The 2260-nt window shown below is 72.4% G+C and carries 3 protein-coding genes and 1 pseudogene (1 of these 4 cut by a window edge); 2 read left to right on the forward strand and 2 right to left on the reverse strand.

Annotated features, from left to right (window positions below; all coding sequences use genetic code 11):
- Positions 1–1358, reverse strand: the beginning of a protein-coding gene (locus BGO22_RS22355) for an AAA family ATPase (protein ID WP_502686494.1). The gene continues 1894 nt to the left of window position 1, outside the view; 1358 of the gene's 3252 nt are visible here — the first part of the coding sequence; it begins with the start codon at positions 1356–1358; the stop codon falls past the left edge of the window.
- A 37-nt stretch (positions 1359–1395) separates the two neighbouring features.
- On the opposite strand from BGO22_RS22355, the gene BGO22_RS22360 reads away from it, so the two are divergent.
- Positions 1396–1605 (forward strand): hypothetical protein, encoded by a 210-nt coding sequence (locus tag BGO22_RS22360; RefSeq protein ID WP_139147109.1) that lies wholly within the window; start codon positions 1396–1398, stop codon positions 1603–1605.
- Between the two features lie 18 nt (positions 1606–1623).
- Positions 1624–1983 carry a group I truncated hemoglobin gene (locus BGO22_RS22365; RefSeq protein WP_070400624.1) on the forward strand — a complete coding sequence of 120 codons (360 nt, stop codon included), beginning with the start codon at positions 1624–1626 and terminating at the stop codon, positions 1981–1983.
- 31 nt (positions 1984–2014) lie between these two features.
- Here BGO22_RS22365 and BGO22_RS22370 read toward each other — a convergent pair.
- Positions 2015–2260 (reverse strand): annotated as a pseudogene (locus BGO22_RS22370) (alanine--glyoxylate aminotransferase family protein); the annotation flags it as partial.

The raw sequence follows: 2260 nt of genomic DNA on the forward strand, positions 1-2260 counted from the left end.
GCCCGCCGCGCCAGCGGCGCGCTGGGCAGCAGCGGCCGGGCGGACAGCCAGACGAACACCGGCGGGCCGTCGGTCACCAGATGCAGCACCGCATCGGCCTCGGCGTCGTCGAGCAGGTGGGCGTCGTCGATGTGCAGCAGCACGTCGCCACCTTGCGCGGCGGCCAACAGCAGCCGCCGCAACGCGCCGATGACCTGGTGCCGGCTCAAGGGGCCGGGCAGCGCGTCGGCTGGTCCGGCCCAGGGCAGCAGCAGGGTGAGCACGGCGCGTGCCGGGCCGCCGATGGCATCGAGCAGGGAGCGGCGCTCGCGCAGCAGTTGCTCGGCCGCCGCGGCGAGCGTGCCGTAGGGGCGCCCGGTCAATGCCGCGTTGGCGCTGACCACGACCCAGCCTTCGCCGGCCCGCTCGGCGGCGAGGGCACGGGCCAGTGCCGTCTTGCCGATGCCGCCGGGTCCCTGCAGCAGCACGCCGCCAGGGCGTTGGCTGGGCGTTTGCGCCATCCAGGCGTCCAGGCGCACGCGCACCGCCTCGCGGCCCACCAGCACAGGCTCGCGCGCCGGCAGGCCCTGCGCGGCCCGTCGGTACAGGGCCAGGGTGGCGGCGTCGGGCGCGATGCCGAGCGTGTCCTGCAGCGCATCGCGCAACCGCGCATACCAACGCAGGGCGGCCGCGCGGTTGCCGTGTTCGAGTTCGGCCGCCATCAGGGTGCGGTGCGCGTGTTCGTCGGTGGGCTCGAGTTCGGTCAGGGCCTCCCATTGACCGGCGGCGCGCAGCAATTGCAGCTGCAGTCCGTGTAGACGCTCCCGCGCCGGGTCAAGCCAGGTGTCGTACGGCGCCCCGGGTAGCAGGCCGCCCGTGTACAGCCTGGCGGCGGCGGCGCAGGCTTGTGCATCGCCAGCGGCCAGTGCCGCACGCGCCTGCCGCTCGTAGTCCAGGGCATCGACCCGCAGCGCCAGTGTCGGGCCCAGCAACACCTGGCCACTTTGCAGGACCACGCTGTCCCGGCGCCCAATCGCCTGGCGAGCATGGTGCGCCGCCTTGCGCAGGTTGGCGGCCCCCGCGTCGGGCTCCAGATGCGGCCAGAGCCGATCGATCACCTGCTCGCGCGCGAGGCGATGACCGTCGCTGAGCGCCAGCAGCTGCACCAGGTGCATCGCTCGCAAGCTGGCCCAGCGCTCGCCCGACAGGCTCGTGTCGCCGAGCGCGACGCCAAAGCCGCCCAGCAAGCGGATGGACAGGGTGCTGGCGGCGGACCTGGCGACGGGGTCGGGCTCCATGTCGGGCATTGTCCGAGGGGCCCCGCCGGTCTGCAATGACAGACCGGCGCAGGAACGTTCCAGGAACGCCGGGTCGCCCATGCTGGCAACTCCCTTTTTTCACTGCACAGGAGGTGCCATGAGTTCCGATTCTTCGATGCCCGCCAAGCCCGCCGAGCGGTGGCCCGACGCCAGTCAGCGTCCCACGCCCGCGACAACGCCCATGAGCACGGCAACGCCCAAGACGACGCCCACAGGCAGCGCCCGACCCGCCGCGCAGGCCGCCGCACCCGACGCTGCCTGGGCCGGCATGGTCGAGTACGCGTCCTGGTGGCCCCACCTTCACTGAACCGTCGAGGAGAACGATATGAACGCTTCGCTGTATGACCGCCTCGGCGGTGCCGGGAAGATCGCCGCGATCGTGGACGACTTCGTCGATCGGCACGCCGTCAATCCCCTCATCGGCCCGCGCTTCCAGGGGCGCGACCTGCCCCGGCTCAAGCAGTTGGGCACGCAGTTCTTCTGCATGGGCGCGGGCGGGCCGCAGGCCTACGAAGGCCGCGACATGCGCGGCGCCCACGCCGGAATGAACATCAGCGAACAGGAGTTCATGGCCGCCCTCGACGACATCGTGGCCGCCCTGCAGGCCCAGGGCGTGGGCGTACCCGAGGTCAATGAGGTCGTGGGCGTCCTCTACTCGATGCGCGGCGAGGTGCTGCGCACCTGAGACGCGCCGGCACGGTGTCGACGCGACCCGCTCAGGCCGCGCGCACCTCGCGCAGAGGCGCGATGCGATCCAGCGCGGCCTCCAGACGCGCCACCGTGGCCGGCACGTCGTGCCACTTGTCCAGGCCGAACAGGCCAAGGCGGAAGGTTTTGAAGTCCGGGCCTTCGTCGCACTGCAGCGGGACGCCGGCGGCGGTCTGCAGGCCCAGGGCCAGGAAGGCCTTGCTCGATTGCACCTCGGCGTCGGTGGTGTGGCTCACCACCACGCCCGGGGCCTT

Origin of the sequence: Hydrogenophaga sp. 70-12 (genome assembly GCF_001897365.1) — a bacterium.
GTDB lineage: Bacteria > Pseudomonadota > Gammaproteobacteria > Burkholderiales > Burkholderiaceae_C > Hydrogenophaga > Hydrogenophaga borbori.